Origin of the sequence: Liquorilactobacillus cacaonum DSM 21116 (assembly GCF_001436735.1) — a bacterium.
Taxonomy (GTDB): Bacteria; Bacillota; Bacilli; order Lactobacillales; family Lactobacillaceae; genus Liquorilactobacillus; species Liquorilactobacillus cacaonum.
This window is the reverse complement of record NZ_AYZE01000014.1, coordinates 311745-327448: the sequence shown is the minus strand read 5'-3', so window position 1 is coordinate 327448 and position 15704 is coordinate 311745. Positions and strand designations below refer to the sequence as shown.

The following is a 15704-nucleotide window of genomic DNA, read 5'->3' as shown; positions in this document are numbered from 1 at the left end:
TTTTATTTCTCGGTAATTATAGCATATAACCTCTCTTTTAAATTATAATAATCCTAGGAGGTGTAAATCATGAAATCAATCAAAATGACAATATACGGACGAGTCCAAGGAGTTGGGTTTCGTTATTGTACAAAAATGATTGCTGATCAATTAGGAATAACTGGTATTGTAAAAAATCAGCTTGATGGTTCAGTATATCTTGAAGCTCAAGGCCCTTCGGAGAAACTCTCGGATTTTACCAAAAAAATTATTGCTTCCCCCACTCCTAGTGGAAAAGTAACAAGGTATACATTGGAAGAAATCCAGCTCCAAAATTTTACTTCTTTTAATATCACCTATTAATAAGTACTTCTTAACAAATTTATATTATGAAGTACAATTGAAAAAGTACTATAGATAAAGTATAGTAAGTAGCGTAGTTTATTTGAAAGGAACAATACTAATGAAAAAAATAAAGCGTCTTACTATATTACCAGTTTTTGTGGCTGTCTCTTTACTTTTAAGTGGCTGCGTCCAAAGAACTAAGAGTGGCAAACCATACGGATTGATTTATGATCATCTAGCAATTCCAACACAACATGTTATTAACTGGCTAACTGGGGTAATGGGAGGAAGCTATGGATGGGCCATTATTGCTATTACATTCATTGTCAGAATGATTTTAATGCCTGTTATGTTGAAACAAGCTAAAAATGCAACGATTCAACAAGAAAAAATGGCATCGGTCCGACCACAGATGGCATCTATTCAAGAACGACAAAAAAATGCTTCAAGCGCTGAAGAAAAAACAGCACTTAGCCAAGAAATGATGGCTTTATATCGTGAAAATGGTATTTCAATGACTGGTGGAATTGGCTGTCTTCCCCTATTAATTCAAATGCCAATTTTTGCTGCTTTATACGCAGCTATCCAATATTCACCTGAACTATCCAAAACAACCTTTATGAATATAAATCTTGGAAAACCAAGTATTATTCTTGCTGTTTTGACTGTCCTAATCTATGGAGGACAAGCATACTTGTCACTTCAAGGTATAGCTCCCGAACAAAAAAAGCAGATGCAATCTATGCTTTTTATCACTCCAATCATGTTAGGTGGTATGACATTCGTATCTCCCGCAGGATTAGGACTTTATTTCTTTGTTGGTGGGATATTTGCCTGCTTACAAACCATCTTGGTAAATGCAATGCGCCCAAGAATCCGAGCAGAAATAGAAGCTGAATTAAAGAAAAATCCACCTAAAAAAGTTGTATCCCCTAAGCCTATCAGTGTAGCACCTAAACAGAAAAATAATATTCCTAATACTTCCATTAGCAATAGAAAACGAAATGCTGGTAAGCAACAACACAAAAAATAATAATTTAAAAAGTTATTATTTCCCAAGTAGGTAACTGCAAATTAATTTTGGGAAATATAAAAAAGAGTCCAGGCTAACGCCTTGGACTTTTTTTTGACTCAATATTGATAAAAAACTATCACTATATTCTTAACTTTCCTTCAGCACACATTTCAAGTAAGGGACAGGTTTCACATTTTGGAGACCTCGCCGTGCATTGGTAACGTCCCCAATATATCATTCTAAAATGCGCTACAATCCATATTGACTTTGGAAGTTTCTTCATCAAGGCTTCTTCGATTTCTATAACATTTGCATCTTGTGCAACCATTCTAAGCCTTTTCGATACTCTAGTAACGTGCGTATCAACGGCTATTGCAGGTATTTTAAAGCGCTCAGCCATAACAACATCTGCAGTTTTCCTACCCACTCCTGGCAATGACATTAATTCTTTACGCGTCTGAGGAACAACACCTTCAAAATCACTAACAATTTTTTTTGCACATTCCACCAAATACTTCGCTTTGTTACGATATAAACCGATTGTTTTAATTAATTCCATAACATCAGCTACATCAGCCTCAGCTAGTTCATTTGGCCTTTTATATGTCTCGAAAAGCTTTGGGCTCAATAAATTCACAGCTTTATCAGTTGTCTGTGCACTCATAATAACAGCCAACAAAAAATGAAAATCAGAATCAGCAGTAAGTGAAGAATGTGCATCAGGATATGATTTCCCCATTATTTCAACTACCTTTAAACATTCTTTATCTGATAACATCTGATTACTCCTCATTTTTATTGCTTCTATTTGACCAATGATATAAAGGGATACTTGGCTTATTAGGGTCACTTTTTTTATCACTTTGCATCATTGTCTTATCTTGGATTTTCATCCTCTTTCTTTGCTGCTCACGCTGAACATCTTGTGCAGTACTAATATTTTGTCTTTCCCAACTTAATAAAATTCGATCCATATATTTTAAACTATAAGCTTGATTTAATACCGCTTCTCTTAGTGCTAAAATAATTAGTTCAGGCAAATAACTATCTTTTTGTAACCACATATTAATGGTTTCAATCTCAATTGGTGACAAAGGTCGGCCAAATTCAACCTCTATACTTTGAAATACTTTTTCACGTGTGACCGTCACATCTTTTTTCTTTACAGCTATTTCTGTTTGTTTTTCCAAAGCAATTATTTTTTCAAATAACTTATTAAACTGGTAAACATCGTGTTTAACTCCCGTTTCACCTTGGATACTTGCAATATCCATAACATTTTTTTGAATCAAACTATGCATTAATTGGTAAACAACCGCTTCTTCTTTACCCATTCTTTTTGCAATAAGACTCACTTCTGGAAAAGAATTGCCAGCTTGAATTGAACTCATTATTTGAATTACAAGAACCATTTCAGCTTCATCCAATCCCAATTTTGGATAGTTATAAAGCACAAGATTCGAAATCGTCATCTGTCCTGCTTTCAAGTACTTTTCAAATGTTTGATCCATTAATTTCACCACTCTTCATTTTTAAATAAAAAGCCGTCAAGATAATAAATTACCCTAACCGCTTCATTGTTTTTATCATGGATAAATTCTGTTTAGTAATCTTGGGAATGGAATTGCTTCTCGAATATGTTCTTCCCCTGTTATCCATGTAATTGCACGTTCAAGTCCCAGTCCAAAACCTGAATGAGGTACACTACCATAACGACGTAAATCAATATACCACTGATAATCATCTTTATTCAATCCAGCCGCTTCAATTTGTGCTTCTAAAAACGCTGGGTCAGTTGCTCTTTCAGAGCCTCCAATAATCTCTCCATATCCCTCTGGTGCTAACAAATCGGCACAGATTACAACATCATCACGAGTAGGATGTGGCTTCATATAAAATGGCTTTATTGCTTTAGGATAATTCATTACAAAAACTGGTTTGCTGAAATGTTCAGCCAAATATGTTTCTTCAGGAGAACCGAAATCTTCCCCCCACTTAACATCAGGAAATTCCCCAGATTTTTGAAGTAATTCAACTGCTTCATCATATGAAATTCTCGGGAATGGGAGTTCAGTATATCTTTTTAGAACATTGATATCACGTTCCAAAATATTAAGTTCATAAGCGCAATTATCAATAACGCTTTGAACTAAAAACGAAATATATTTCTCCTGGACTTCAAGGCTCTCTTCTTGATGCATAAATGCCATCTCAGGCTCAATCATCCAAAATTCAATTAAATGTCGTCTTGTCTTTGATTTTTCAGCTCTAAAGGTCGGTCCAAAAGAAAAGACCTTTCCATAAGCCATTGCACCTGCTTCTTCATAGAGCTGTCCAGACTGTGATAAATACGCATCTTTATCAAAATACTTGGTATGAAATAATTCTGTCGTTCCTTCAGGTGCAGACCCAGTTAAAATAGGCGCATCAATTTTAATGAACCCTTCCTTATTAAAAAATTCATAAGTTGCCCTTATAATTTCATTACGAATTTTCATAACAGCAAATTGACGTTTTGATCGTAGCCACAAATGACGGTGATCCATCAAAAAATCTACCCCATGTTCTTTTGGAGTAATTGGATAGTTATCACTTTCTCCGACTTTTTCGATTCCCGAAACTTCAATTTCGTAGCCAAATGGCGAACGTGTATCTTCATGAATAGTTCCAATAACGTAAATACTTTCTTCTTGCTTTGCTTCCTTAGCCAAAGCAAATACTTCTTCGCTTACATTACTTTTTACGACAACTCCCTGAAAAAAAGCAGTTCCATCACGTAATTGTAGAAAAGCAATTTTCCCACTAGATCGTTTATTTGTAAGCCAAGCCCCAATTTTCACTTCTTCATCAACATGATTTTTTGAGTCAATAATACTAATTGTCTTCAACAAAAAAATCCTCCTACATATGTTTTTCAATAAACCATTTCATTCTCTTAATTGCTTCTTCAAGACTAGCCAAATCAGTCGCATAACTCATTCTAATATGATCAGGCATACCAAAAGCACTACCAATAACAACAGCAACATGGGCCTCATCAAGTAACGCTTCTACAAAATCATCAGTTGAATTAAAACCTGTTAACTCAACAGCTTGCTTAACGTTTGGAAATAGATAGAAAGCCCCCTGTGGCTTATTCTCCAATTCAACACCAGGTAGAGCAATTAATTCTGGATAAACCTTATTCAATCTTTCTTCAAATGCAACACGCATTTTCTCAACCACTTCCTGAGGGCCTGTTAATGCCTCCAGGGCTGCGTATTGACTCACTGCAGCAAGATTACTTGTGGCATGTCCAATAAGCGCACTCATCTTCTTTATTACCTCAGCAGGAGCAACAGTATATCCTATTCTCCATCCCGTCATTGAATAGGCTTTTGAAAGACCACTTACAAGTATTGTTTGTTTTCTAATGCTTTCACTAAGCTCAATTAATGATACAAAACGTTCTCCATTATAAACTAATTTACCGTACATATCATCAGTTATAATTATGATATCATGTTCAACAGCCCAATTTCCAATTTCTTCTAATTCAGAACGTGTATAGATCAATCCGGATGGATTTTGAGGAGAATTAATAATTACCAGTCTTGAATTAGCAGTCCTCTTTGCCTCTAATTCATCAACAGTGACCTTAAGACCATTTTCTGGGGTGACAAACACAGGAACACCTCCAGCAAGCTTAACTTGTTCACCATAACTCACCCAATAAGGAAGCGGAATTAAGACCTCGTCTGCTTCATCCAATAAGGTTTGTGCTAAAACATATAAAGAAAATTTACCTCCAACTGTTACTGCCACTTGATTTTGTTCATAATTCACTCCGAAGTCAGAAGAAATACGATCACAAATTGCTTTTTTTAATTCATTAATCCCAGTAGCCTGTGTATAAAAGTCGGATTTTCCTTCTTCAATGGCTTTAATTGCAGCTTTTTTAATATCGCTAGGAGTATTAAAATCTGGCTCGCCAACACCTAAATTAATAACATCAAGGCCATCATCTTTCATTTGTTTTGCCTTTGCCGACAATTCAAGTGTTGCCGATGGTTGAATTTGCATTACTCTTTTTGAAATTTTCATATGTGATATACCCTCAATCTACTAAATATTTTGAATAGATTTTACCATATTGCCATTTTTGTAATTATATAAAACGTAACAAAGGTTACCAGAATTATTTAAGTAAGTTACTTCCCATACTGGATTATTTGACCAAAGTCCCAATGTTGCTTTCAAAATCTTTTTAGGATTTTCCTTTTTTGCTAGAGCAATTGCCCCCGTTTCGCTAATCCCCTTATTCTGTAATAGTACTTTAGTAGCGCCACCTTTTTTAGCAATAATAACAAAAATTTTTTGATTTTTTGTATTCGTGCCAGCTACAGTAAAATAAGTCTGTTTTCTATTGAATAGATAAAAAGCAGTTTCTGATTTTAAATCCGCATGCTTACGCGCAAAACTGATTGCATTTTTTTCAGCAGTTTCTCTTGGAGACTGAGCTTGCCAGTATATAATGCCTACCCCAAAGAATACAACTACTATAAATGCTATTGCAAAAAGTTTTTTCACACCACTTCGATAACCTTTTACCCTCTTCATAAGAACCTCACATCTCATTTAAATTAATTCTAATATTATTAACACTTGTATCATTATAACAATATTAGTGTTCTTTTTGAAGATATGGTCTTTAATTTTCCCAAAAATCAAACAAATTTTTTTTAATTTCGAAAGACTTGATAATTTTCACAGGCATTTTATCTGGGAACGCCTCCCTTAATTTTACACCGTAATCTCGTGAAACTACCCGACTATCCAAAACAATCATCACACCTTGATCATCTCGTGTTCTAATCAATCTTCCAAAGCCTTGTTTAAGCCTAAACATTGCTTCAGGCAATGAAATAGTCGCAAAAGCATTTTTCCCTTGTCTTTTTGCTAAATGATACTTGGCACGATTAACTAGTGTATCTGGCGATTGAAAAGGTAGACGTGTAATTATCAGAAGTTCTAATCGATCCTTAGGAAGATCAATTCCCTCCCAAAAAGTTCCCGATCCTAATAAGACAGCTCCTTCACCCAATTCAAACATTTTAATTATTTTTTCGTTACTTCCACTCACTCCTTGTGCAATAATTAAACGTTCATCTAAAATTTTACTTTCACGTAAATAATTATATACTACGGAAATCATCTCTAATGAATTAAACAAAACTAAAGTCTGTTTATTATTGTAACTAAGAATATCAATTAGTGTTTTACCTAGATATTCTATATAGTCTTTGGTATCTGTAACAATGTCTGGTGCATCCGAAACCAAGAGCCCCAAAGCTTGTTTTTTATAATCAAAATCGCCTTTTAATTTCAAAATTTTTATTTCTTGACTCAAATCTAGTTGATCACTCATATAGCCTGCTCCCTCAGGTAAAAGAAGCGTTGCACCAACAAAAATCGTATGTTCAAACTTTGAATAAACTACTGGTTCTAAATAATTTTTTGTTTTGAAGATTCCAAAGTTAAGACGTAAATGCCCATTGACTTGTCTTAAAGGGATTTGTAACCCAATCACAGCTTCTGCGGCTGTTTGATCGAGTTCATCAAGCTTAAAACGATACCAATTCTCCATTGCTCTTAATAATTCAAACCCACAGTCAATAAAATTTAAAATAAACGATTGTGCATTTGTATCAAGCCTTTCTTGTGCTTTAAACTCGGCAAATCTCACTTTAGTTTTCAAAAGCAATGTTTGTAGACTATCTTTTGCTTCAGAAATTTGCTTGAAATCAGCAAAATTTTCTTTAACAAATCCCTTAAATTTGCTCGTTTTCAAAGCAATCTCTTTAAAATCAACATTTTTGCCTTCTTGTTGTAAAAATCTTTGTTCCAAAAAATTTCTTAAAACAGGCACTCGTTGATCAATTATTCTAATTTTTGCAGCAAACTCCTTCGATTCCGCATCTGTAAAGAAGTGTTGTTGCTGCAACTCTCTAAATGAGAAAGACTTTTGAGAACTAATTTTTACTAGTAATGTATCGGAAATTATCTTTATTAAATCAAAATCAATCACGGCTTGGTTACTATTGAGTACAATATTTCCTAAATGTTGTGCTTCATCAATTATAAGAGATTTTCTCTTAAAATCTCCTAGACTCTCCGCATGATTTAACAAATAAGAATGATTGGTAATAATTAAATCAGCAGTATCTTGTTTAAGTTGCTGTCTTAATACAAAATCATGTGGATAATAAACGCTACTGTTGTCAAGTGACATAATACCTCTGTGCCTTATCTCATCAAAAAGTGGATCCTGCATTTTTGTTAGATGCAGCTCACTTAAATCTCCAGTTTTAGTCATAGTCAACCAAACAAATATTCGTAATTGTAATAGTCTTGAGGGATTGCTTTGCGGTTTACCTAAAGACAAAACAAATTTCTGCAAATCTATATAATTATGACTTCCCTTTAAAATAGCAACTGTGAAATCAAATGGGACTATTTGCCTTAACAACGGAATTGTCTGTTCGAATAACTGTAATTGCAGTGTTGTTGTTGCAGTTGAAATCACACTCATATGTCCTTTAAGTGCTGCAAATGCTGCTGGAATTAAGTATCCTAATGTCTTACCTAATCCCGTCGGCGCTTCAATCATCAATTCATTTTCTTTTTTTTGCAGGAGTAAACGATAAACTTCATCCATCATTTCTGCTTGTGCTGGACGTGACTCTAGAAAATCTCCAAATAAACGTTTCTTTTCTAGTGCTGTTCTTGGATAGGTTACCTCTCTTTCTTTAAGAAGTGTCAATGATTCAGTTCTTAAAACTATGTCACCTACCTTTTCTAAATAACTAGGTAAGACACCTGTTTCCATCTTCTTTTTTTTCAACGCATTACTAAAACAAACACCAGTCTGAAATAACAACTTGTCTTGAAATCTTGTAATAAATTCTAATACTTTAAGCGGCAAATTATCAATTGATTTTTGCAACATTAAAAAGAGCCGTGCAGTAACAAATGCATCACTGTCTGCATGGTGTGGATGGCTATGCTTGATGTCAAAATATTCACTTAGATAACTTAATTTATAACTAGGCAAAGTAGGTAATACAATTTGAGTAAGTTGCACAGTATCTATTCCTTGAATGTCCATTTCTGGATAGCCACACCGCAAGAATTCTTCATTCAAAAAGCGATAATCAAAATTTATATTATGTGCCACAAAAATTGTTCCTTGTAGTAAAGAGTATATTGTTCCCACAACATCTTCAAAAAAAGGAGCATGCCTAACGTCATTCTCACTAATCCCTGTTAATTTCTTTACCTCGTTTGGAATCGGCATTCCTGGGTTAATCATTGTATTGAATGTGTTGCTTATTTTTTTATTATTTATAAAAACACAACTAAATTGTAGCATTCTATTGGTACCATCTATACTTGTACCTGTCGTTTCGATATCAACAACTGCATATGTGGTTGTCGAATTCATTAGTCCACCGACTTTCTTGCTTAATCTACTCGCAATTTTAGCACAAAATCAGTTTTTTTTTCTATTTTAAAGGAAATTTATCTTGCAAAATATTGTATTGGTAATTAATATTTTACTTAATTGTATTTTTAATTACTGATATTTGTCATATTTATAATAAATATGTATAATTCTATTTGCTTATGATTTATAGTATTACAAGCTAAAACTATTAATTTATCGTTAAGAAAGGAAGCGGCATTTTGACAACGTTTCATACTCGTTATAGTGAGGGAATTAGTCACGCCAAAATAATTCTAATCGGTGAACACTCTGTTGTTTATGGAAAGCCTGCAATTGCTTTACCTTTATCTGAAGTTAAAACAACTGTCACAATTGAACAAACCTACGGCGAGCCTTCTTCAATAAAGAGTCGGTATTTTGATGGTCCATTATCTTCTATGCCTAAAAATATGCAAGGATTAAAGCATTTAATTCTACTAATTTTGAAGACACTTAACAAACAAAAAGAGCAATTTAAAATGACAATCAAAAGTGATTTACCAGCAGAACGTGGAATGGGGTCTTCGGCTGCAACTGCCATAGCAGTTATCAGGGCCCTCTATAGTTTCTTTGAATTAGAGCTTACTCAGGATAAATTGTTGTCTCTAGCTAATGTTTCAGAAGTTGATATGCATGGTAACCCGAGTGGTTTAGATGCTGCGACATCTGCAAGCTCTCAACCAATCTGGATGATTCGTAATAAAGAATTAAAGAAAATCCCCATTCATCTCGATGGATGCTTATTAATATGCGATAGCGGTATTAAAGGTAAAACAAGTGCTGCTGTGGCAAGCGTCCGTAATTTGCTAAAGAAAAATCCCCACGACACTAAATTGCTCTTAGAGGAACTTGAACGACTTGCATTTAGTGCTAGAAATCAGCTTAGCAATAACGATATTGTAGGACTGGGTGATACTTTTAATAAAGCACAAGAACAACTTCAAAAACTTGGAGTTAGCAATCAAAAATTAGATAAGTTAATTGCTCTTAGTAAAGACCTCGGTTCACTTGGTAGTAAATTAACTGGTGGCGGTCGTGGTGGTTGCTTTATTTGTTTAATGCCATCTATTAAATTAGCCAAAAAAGCTATTCCTATATTAAAACATGCGGGTACAACAACAACATGGATTCAACCATTAGGAATCACAATAACGGAGGAAGTAAATTGATAAATGCGACAACTTACACAGCTCGTGCGCACACTAATATTGCTCTAATCAAATATTGGGGGAAAAAAGATGAAGATTTGATTCTTCCAATGAATAGCAGCCTTTCTCTAACTCTTGATCATTTTTATACTGAAACAAGTGTGACATTTGATGAAAAACTTTCAGATGATTTGTTCTTTTTAGATAACCAAAAACAAGATGTTTCAAACGTTAGTACTTTTCTAGATATCGTTCGAAAAAAAGCTAACATTCAGAGTAAAGCACAAGTTTACTCCACAAACTATGTTCCATCTACTGCAGGGCTCGCATCTTCGGCTTCTGCCTATGCAGCATTAGCATTAGCAGCCAGTAAAGCTGCTGGTCTAGAATTAGACAAGCCGTCCCTCTCCCGTCTTGCCAGACGTGGATCAGGATCTGCATGCCGGTCTATTTATGGTGGCCTTGTTGAATGGCAGGCAGGTTTTGATGACGAGACATCCTTTGCATATCCAATCAAAATGCCAAACAACTTTGAAATTTGTATGATTGCATTGATAATCAGTACAAATCATAAAAAAATCTCTAGTCGAATGGGAATGAAACGGGTGGTTGAAACCTCTCCTTATTACTCTAATTGGGTTGAAAGTTCGAAAAAGGACCTCCTTGCTATTAAAAAAGCTTTGGCAGAAAATGATTTTAAAACTTTTGGAGAAATCTCTGAAGAAAATGCAATGAAAATGCACGCTTTAAATATGAGTGCCCATCCTCATTTTAGTTATCTTGAACCAGATTCAATTAAAGCGATGAAAATAGTTGAAGGGTTGCGTTTACAAGGTATATCCTGTTATTATACTTTAGATGCTGGACCAAATGTAAAAGTCATCTGTTTGAAAAAAGATGTTTCAAGTATCGTTAATATTTTTTCAAATAGTTTTGGTCATGAAAAGGTGTTGGTAGCTAGTTCTGGCCCTGCTGCACACTTAATTTAATTTTTTTGTCGAAGGGACATGATTTTTTGATAACCGTTAAAGCTCCTGGAAAGCTTTATATTGCAGGTGAATATGCTGTGGTTGAAACAGGGTATCCAGCCATATTAGTAGCATTGAACCAATTTGTAACTGTTACTGTCGAAGAAAGCAATGACTATGGAACAATTAATTCACAACAGTACAAAGAAAATTCTCTCTATTGGAAAAGAGAGGGTAACAACATGGTCTTTGATAATCGTGATAATCCATTTCATTATATTTTATCAGCTGTACATCTTGCTGAATCGTATGCTCAATCTTTGAATAAAACAATGAAGTGTTATCATTTAAATATTGATAGTGACCTTGATAGCCCAGATGGGAAAAAATACGGTTTGGGCAGTTCGGCAGCTGTGACCGTGGCAACAGTCAAAGCGCTGTGCCGTTTTTATGATTTACCAATTACAAATGATATTTTATTTAAATTATCTGCTATAGCGCATCTCGATATTCAAGGTAATGGTTCTTTAGGTGATATCGCAGCCAGTGTATATGGGGGATGGATTGCTTACCGTTCTTTCGATCGAGAATGGCTAAAAAAAGCACGCAATACTTTCACTCTTAATAAATTAATATCAATTGAATGGCCCCAACTTAATATTGAACTGTTGACGCCACCTGAAAATCTAGAATTATTAATTGGTTGGACTGGTTCACCTGCTTCAACCTCTCATCTTGTGGATGCAGTTGGGTTAGAAAAAGCAGAAAAGCGTTCATCTTATCAAGAATTTTTAGATTTAAGCAAAAATTGCCTTTTTAAGATGATTGATGGATTTCATAATCATAGTATTGAAATAATTCAAAAAGAAATTCGGATAAATCGAGAATTATTACAACATCTCGGCAAAATCAGTAACGTAGAAATAGAAACACCTCTTCTTCAGAAATTATGTGAAACTGCTGAAAATGCAAATGGAGCTGCTAAAACATCTGGTGCAGGTGGTGGAGATTGCGGTATTGTGGTAATTAATAAAAAATATGCCACTTCTTCGTTAATTAAGGAATGGAAAAAAAATGGTATTTGTCCTCTAAACTTACATGTCCATCAAATTAATGATTAATTAGTATTTTTTAAATAAGGAGGAACGTTTTGGATCAAAAACACGCACATCGTAAAGATGAACATATTTTTATTGCAGAAAAACAATATACTGCCAAAAGTAATAACGGACTTGACCAAATTCGTATACTTCCCAATAATTTACCCGAACTATCTTTTGACGAAATTGATTATTCAACAAGTCTCGCAGGCAAAAAAATGGAAGTCCCTTTTTTTATTAATGCTATGTCAGGTGGAAGCCCAACAACTACAAAATTAAACAAAAAATTTGCCCTAGCTGCTAGTGAAACAGGAATTGCAATGGCCACTGGTTCACAAAGTATTGCCATAAAGTTTCCCGAAATTTCTCCTAGTTTTCAAATTGTACGGGAACAAAATCCAACTGGATTTGTTATAGGCAATTTAGGTGCAGGTAATAATTTGCACAATGCAAAAAAAGCAGTATCAATGCTTTCTGCTGATGCATTGGAGATTCACCTTAATGCTATTCAAGAAATTATAATGCCTGAAGGCGACCGTGATTTTTATTGGCAGGAAGAAATTTCTGAGATCATAAATCAATTGCAGGTTCCAGTAATTATAAAGGAAGTTGGTTTTGGTATTTCACCTAATACTTTAAAAATATTAAAAAAAATAAATGCCAAATATATTGATCTTTCTGGCCACGGTGGCACCAACTTTGCTAAAATTGAAAATCAACGTTTACATGGTGAAGATTTTTCGTGCCTTGACGACCTTGGCTTAAATATAGCTGAATGTTTAATTGCTAGTCAATCCTATCATGATGATTTTTCCTTTACCGCTTCCGGTGGAATTCGAACTCCCCTTGATATTATCAAATGCCTTTGTTTAGGTGCTGATAACGTTGGTATTTCCGGACTATTTTTACATACTTTGTTAAAAGATGATGTTTCAGGATTGATTAAATTAATTGAAGAGTTTAAGCATCAAGTAAAATCAATTATGACTATCTTAGGTTGTAAAAATATTGCTGAGCTCCGAGATGTTCCTCTTATTTTTTCAAATGAATTACTTTCCTTCAAAAAACAAATTACTAATTTTTAAAAAAGCGTATGACACTAGAAAAAAAGTACTTATAACATGGAATCTTTGTTATAAGTACTTTTTAAGTATAAATAAAAGTTTAGATTCATTGGTAATGAATTAAAGAGATTAATACTTTTAATCTCCTGCTTAGTAACCACATAATTCATAATCAAATATTGAAGCGTAGACCTTTAGGGAAAAAATTCTTTAGCGTACCATTTACTAATTTAGCAAATGCAAAATTCTTTTCATGGCATTGTAGGACATACCATCCATTTCTGTAATCACTATCCACCAATGTAACTACATTTCCTGAAACATATTTTAGCCATTGAGCATCATCTAATTTTATAGCTTGCTGTACATCAGAGGTTTTTATCGCCAAAGCTAGCCCATATGCAGGTTCGAATCTCTTCTTCTTGAAAACACCTAGCTGAAAACCAGGCTTTACAAATTTCAACTTGCCAATGTCAGGCCAAACATCTGGATAATAAAATAGTTGGTCACCCCAACATTTTAAATCTTTTGTATTAAATAATTCTTTTTTTAAAACATTCTTATGAAATTCTAGCCAAAGCTGTTCTTCATTCTTAGTGATTTTTCTAAAGAAAGAGTTTCCCTTCGCTTTTTTAGATTTTCTTAATGATACATTATCAGCTAGCCCTGCTCTCTTATCTTGCATCTTGGCTATAAAATGACCTTCTCCTTTGAAATGATGCGGAAATAATCTAACAGTTTTCTCCATCTCACTGTTATTTCCTGCAAAGTTTGGCCTACCTGCATCCATTCCATGATGTTTTTTCACTGGCAATAACTCTATATTATAATTATCTAATAACCACTGAATTATTTTTTCATCTTCTTCTGGTGCAAACGTACATGTTGAATAAATCAATTGCCCTCCCGGTTTAAGCATTTTCATCGTTTCAACAAGAATTTCTCTTTGCCTAATTGCACATTCTTTAGGATAATCTTTATGCCAATACTTTATTGCATCTGGATCCTTACGAAACATTCCCTCTCCTGAACAAGGAGCATCTACAAAAATTTTATCAAAAAAGCCGCTTAAATTTGCTGATATATTTTGTGGCGTTTCATTTAAAATAATTACATTTGTTGCGCCAATTCTTTCTATATTTTCTGAAAGGATACTAGCCCTTTTTCGATTAATTTCATTAGAAACCAGTAATCCCTCTCCTGCTAACTTAGTAGCTATTTGAGTTGACTTTCCTCCAGGAGCTGCGCACAAATCCAAAATTATCTCTCCTGGTTGAACATCACCCACTTCTGCCACATACATTGCACTCGGCTCTTGACTATAAACATAGCCTGTCTGATGCTCAAGAGATTTGCCACTAATCTCTCCGTAAAAACCTGTTGGTACATAAGGAATGGGTTCATCAAGCGAATAAGCTACCTTATCAAAATTTTCTTTCAGTGGATTAATACGAAAAGCTTTAATTGGAGCAACACTTAACCCTTCTAAAAAAGCGCCTATCTCATCCCCTAAAAGTTCTGCATATTTTTCTTTAAAATCTGTTGGAAACTCCATGAAAACATTAACTCCTATTCAAACCATCTATTTGCTTCCTTAAAAGAATTACATAGACAATATTATTTATCAAAAATGCACATACATTGTAAACCAATAATGCAACATAATCAGTCAAATCAGTAAGTAAAATTCCACCCAGTACACCAAAAACTGTCCCTAAACCTGTTAAAAGTGTATAAAATTCCCATTCCTCAAACAATAGTTGCGTAGGCTCTTTCTTATTTTTTAATAGCTCAATGTACCTACTTCTATTATTGACAGTCCATATCACAATTCCAAAAATAACCATAATAAACAACACTAATAACATTAATAATTCTCTATAGTGATCCAAAATCCAAGAATCTTGATTAATCAAAAAATGTCTTTGTGGTAAATGAGCAATTCTTTTTGCACCTAACAAATTCTTAAGCGTATTTTTATCCAACTTCTTTTTACCATCAATGACTATTCGAAAACTATTAGCATTTAGCTGTTTACTTTTCTCAATGCTAGGTGCAATAAAAATTTGTTTGTCTAAATCAGAAGTATATTTGTCTCCCATAATACCTAACACTGGAACATACTTACTATCCATTTTTAAATATTCTTGATCTTTTGGCTTATACAGTTTTTTTTCATAACTTTTACCAACAATTACAACTTCAACTTCTGAATCAAAAGCACCTGACCCAAAAAAGCTACCAGTAATCATTGGTGGGACTTCAAAATTTCCGGTTCCAAAAAAATAAGTTAAATCTTTGTTTTTCTTATCTTGAAAATGAACCTGGACATTTTTTATCTTTTTGCTTTTCTCAATTTTTTGAGTAACATCCCACATACTTTCTCTTTCACGAAGAACAACATGGTATGCATTTGCAGATAAATTATGATTATCTAGTTGTATTATTAAACTTCTTTGTTGAATTTTTACGAAAAGAAATACACTCGCTAAGGCAAGTACAGCAGTATATAAAAGTACAAAAATTCTTTTAGTTAACAATGTTGATCTCCTAGCTTTTT

14 protein-coding genes are annotated in these 15704 nt (G+C 34.0%); 6 read left to right on the top strand and 8 right to left on the bottom strand.

Annotation, left to right across the window (positions count from 1 at the left end; all coding sequences use genetic code 11):
* Nucleotides 1-69 precede the first annotated feature (69 nt).
* Together FC80_RS05455 and yidC are read left to right on the top strand one after the other, a co-directional pair.
* The gene (locus FC80_RS05455; protein WP_057829120.1) at nucleotides 70-342 is read left to right on the top strand and encodes an acylphosphatase; all 273 of its coding nucleotides are present in this window, start codon (nucleotides 70-72) and stop codon (nucleotides 340-342) included.
* 100 nt (nucleotides 343-442) lie between these two features.
* Complete coding sequence (gene yidC, locus FC80_RS05450; RefSeq protein ID WP_057829119.1) at nucleotides 443-1357, top strand: membrane protein insertase YidC; 915 nt, start codon at nucleotides 443-445, stop codon at nucleotides 1355-1357.
* A gap of 121 nt (nucleotides 1358-1478) precedes the next feature.
* On the opposite strand, the gene nth is transcribed toward yidC, so the two are convergent.
* The 6 genes from nth to FC80_RS05420 all read right to left on the bottom strand — a co-directional run bounded on the left by nth (nucleotide 1479) and on the right by FC80_RS05420 (nucleotide 8822).
* Nucleotides 1479-2117: an endonuclease III gene (nth, locus tag FC80_RS05445; protein ID WP_057829118.1), complete on the bottom strand. Its 639-nt coding sequence runs from the start codon at nucleotides 2115-2117 to the stop codon at nucleotides 1479-1481.
* A gap of 4 nt (nucleotides 2118-2121) precedes the next feature.
* Entirely contained in the window at nucleotides 2122-2850 is a 729-nt protein-coding gene (locus FC80_RS05440; RefSeq protein WP_057829117.1) for a DnaD domain-containing protein, read from the bottom strand.
* Between the two features lie 75 nt (nucleotides 2851-2925).
* Complete coding sequence (asnS, locus tag FC80_RS05435; RefSeq protein ID WP_057829351.1) at nucleotides 2926-4227, bottom strand: asparagine--tRNA ligase; 1302 nt, start codon at nucleotides 4225-4227, stop codon at nucleotides 2926-2928.
* A gap of 13 nt (nucleotides 4228-4240) precedes the next feature.
* Entirely contained in the window at nucleotides 4241-5422 is a 1182-nt protein-coding gene (locus FC80_RS05430; RefSeq protein ID WP_057829116.1) for a pyridoxal phosphate-dependent aminotransferase, read from the bottom strand.
* A 21-nt stretch (nucleotides 5423-5443) separates the two neighbouring features.
* Entirely contained in the window at nucleotides 5444-5938 is a 495-nt protein-coding gene (locus tag FC80_RS05425; protein ID WP_057829115.1) for a cell wall elongation regulator TseB-like domain-containing protein, read from the bottom strand.
* A gap of 91 nt (nucleotides 5939-6029) precedes the next feature.
* The gene (locus tag FC80_RS05420) at nucleotides 6030-8822 is read right to left on the bottom strand and encodes a helicase C-terminal domain-containing protein (protein ID WP_057829114.1); all 2793 of its coding nucleotides are present in this window, start codon (nucleotides 8820-8822) and stop codon (nucleotides 6030-6032) included.
* Between the two features lie 242 nt (nucleotides 8823-9064).
* On the opposite strand from FC80_RS05420, the gene mvk reads away from it, so the two are divergent.
* From mvk to fni, 4 genes are read left to right on the top strand one after another with little or no spacing between them, the layout of a single operon-like run.
* Nucleotides 9065-10033: a mevalonate kinase gene (gene mvk / locus FC80_RS05415; RefSeq protein WP_057829113.1), complete on the top strand. Its 969-nt coding sequence runs from the start codon at nucleotides 9065-9067 to the stop codon at nucleotides 10031-10033.
* The gene (gene mvaD / locus FC80_RS05410) at nucleotides 10033-11001 is read left to right on the top strand and encodes a diphosphomevalonate decarboxylase (RefSeq protein WP_057829350.1); all 969 of its coding nucleotides are present in this window, start codon (nucleotides 10033-10035) and stop codon (nucleotides 10999-11001) included. Before mvk ends, mvaD begins: the two co-directional genes overlap by 1 nt.
* A gap of 26 nt (nucleotides 11002-11027) precedes the next feature.
* On the top strand, nucleotides 11028-12101 hold the full coding sequence (locus tag FC80_RS05405; RefSeq protein WP_057829112.1) for a phosphomevalonate kinase: 1074 nt from the start codon (nucleotides 11028-11030) through the stop codon (nucleotides 12099-12101).
* 29 nt (nucleotides 12102-12130) lie between these two features.
* Nucleotides 12131-13165: a type 2 isopentenyl-diphosphate Delta-isomerase gene (gene fni, locus FC80_RS05400; RefSeq protein ID WP_057829111.1), complete on the top strand. Its 1035-nt coding sequence runs from the start codon at nucleotides 12131-12133 to the stop codon at nucleotides 13163-13165.
* Between the two features lie 151 nt (nucleotides 13166-13316).
* Here fni and FC80_RS05395 read toward each other — a convergent pair whose 3' ends face one another.
* Both FC80_RS05395 and FC80_RS05390 read right to left on the bottom strand, forming a co-directional pair.
* Nucleotides 13317-14699: an RsmB/NOP family class I SAM-dependent RNA methyltransferase gene (locus tag FC80_RS05395; RefSeq protein WP_057829110.1), complete on the bottom strand. Its 1383-nt coding sequence runs from the start codon at nucleotides 14697-14699 to the stop codon at nucleotides 13317-13319.
* Between the two features lie 7 nt (nucleotides 14700-14706).
* Nucleotides 14707-15684 (bottom strand): ABC transporter permease, encoded by a 978-nt coding sequence (locus FC80_RS05390; protein WP_057829109.1) that lies wholly within the window; start codon nucleotides 15682-15684, stop codon nucleotides 14707-14709.
* Between the last annotated feature and the right edge of the window lie 20 nt (nucleotides 15685-15704).

Excerpts from the sequence above, each read along its gene's own strand:
- FC80_RS05440 (WP_057829117.1), bottom strand. The coding sequence starts at position 2,850 with ATGGATCAAACATTTGAAAAGTACTTGAAAGCAGGACAGATGACGATT.
- FC80_RS05420 (WP_057829114.1), bottom strand. The coding sequence starts at position 8,822 with ATGAATTCGACAACCACATATGCAGTTGTTGATATCGAAACGACAGGT.
- FC80_RS05395 (WP_057829110.1), bottom strand. The coding sequence starts at position 14,699 with ATGGAGTTTCCAACAGATTTTAAAGAAAAATATGCAGAACTTTTAGGG.
- yidC (WP_057829119.1), top strand. The coding sequence starts at position 443 with ATGAAAAAAATAAAGCGTCTTACTATATTACCAGTTTTTGTGGCTGTC.
- FC80_RS05455 (WP_057829120.1), top strand. The coding sequence starts at position 70 with ATGAAATCAATCAAAATGACAATATACGGACGAGTCCAAGGAGTTGGG.
- nth (WP_057829118.1), bottom strand. The coding sequence starts at position 2,117 with ATGTTATCAGATAAAGAATGTTTAAAGGTAGTTGAAATAATGGGGAAA.
- FC80_RS05425 (WP_057829115.1), bottom strand. The coding sequence starts at position 5,938 with ATGAAGAGGGTAAAAGGTTATCGAAGTGGTGTGAAAAAACTTTTTGCA.
- FC80_RS05430 (WP_057829116.1), bottom strand. The coding sequence starts at position 5,422 with ATGAAAATTTCAAAAAGAGTAATGCAAATTCAACCATCGGCAACACTT.